The sequence below is a fragment of the Paenibacillus sp. 01T422 genome (genome assembly GCF_056398785.1).
In genome coordinates this window covers 1-1,343 of sequence record NZ_JBFTQB010001268.1, presented here as the reverse complement: position 1 = coordinate 1,343, position 1,343 = coordinate 1, and the positions used below count along the sequence as shown (strand labels likewise).

The 1,343-nt window shown below is 43.9% G+C and carries 2 protein-coding genes; both read right to left on the bottom strand.

Features of this window, described 5'->3' with window-relative positions; translation table 11 throughout:
* Nucleotides 1-958, bottom strand: a 958-nt coding sequence (locus tag AC1DUA_RS37885) for a cytochrome c biogenesis ResB family protein (RefSeq protein WP_477504610.1), incomplete at its 3' end; no start/stop codon positions are given.
* Between the two features lie 35 nt (nt 959-993).
* Nucleotides 994-1,343: redoxin domain-containing protein (locus AC1DUA_RS37880; protein WP_477504609.1), on the bottom strand; the 350-nt coding region annotated here is incomplete at its 5' end.

The window sequence follows — 1,343 nt, the reverse complement described above, 5'->3', positions numbered from 1 at the left end:
CTTTATGCACTTCTTCCAAGACTGGCTCTTTCGTAGAATCATCGCAATTCGCAGTACAATGATATAGAACAGCCTGAGTTTCATATGTCTTAGGTACGACTTGTCCCTTGGATTTTATGCTTTCAGGTAAATCCTTTTCGTCGTAAAGCTCTAACGTGAATTTTTCGTTTTTTATAAAATAAGATGAATGGGGAATTGCTTTGGTTTCACCTTCCAAAATGCCCATATACTCATCCATGTGCCAACCAGGGATGCTTCTCATCAAGACACCGATCAGAAAAATAATAAGACCAATGTGGTTAATGTAAGGACCCCAACGGCTGAAACGGTATTTCTCGGCCAGAAGTGCCGTCCCATCCTTATGTATGCGGTAATTTTTCTTGCGTAAAAGCACGCCTAGCTTATCCGTCCACGCTGTTTCATCTGTCCCTTGTGGCAAATCTGTTACCAGGGTCACCTTTTGCCGGGTCAAGAAATTAAGATGCTTGCGGATTTGCTGCTTGGATAAAGCACGGTAGAGCGGCAACACTCGATCCAGACTGCAGATAACAAGTGACGTTCCGATCATAAATAGCAAGGTGATGAACCACCATGAGTTAAATGTATGTGAGAGACCGAGAAAGTGATAAATCGTTCCCAGTTTTCCATACGTTTCCGAATAGTACTGCGCAGGATCCATATCCAAAAACGTGTTTTCTTGTGGATATATCGTCCCAACGGCAGAAGCCAGCAAGGTGACGAAAATTATCCATACCGCTATTTTAACCGAGGAGAAGAAATTCCAGACTTTATCTAAAATAGAGGGGTTTGATTTCTGCGAACGGCGGGCCATACCGTCATAACGCATTTCGAGTATATCTCTGCCATCCGTATCGATCAGCGGATTTCCGCAGGATTCACAGAGCGTAGTTCCTGTGGGGTTCTGATGCCCACAATCGCATTTGGTGTTGTAGAACATGATGACCTCCTGAAAACTCTAAGCATTCAATCTTATTAAGACTTAACGGCAAGCTTCGTAAGCGTTTCATCAACAAAAGCTTCTGTCATTTGCCCAATTTTTTTGACGGCGACTTTGCCGTCTGCACCAATAAAGAAGGTCGTCGGATAGTCCATTACGCCATATTGCTTGCGCACAACTTCCTTCGCATCCAGCAGTACAGGCATGTTCAAGCTATACTGATCCATGAAGCCTTGAACGGTCACTTTATTCTTGTCGACGTTTACCTCTAAGAAAACGACGCCTTCTTTGCTCCATTTGTCATACTGCTTTTGCAGAGCAGGCATTTCTTCTTTGCACGGCGGACAAAAAGTGCCCCAGAAATTAATCAATACCGGCTTTCCCT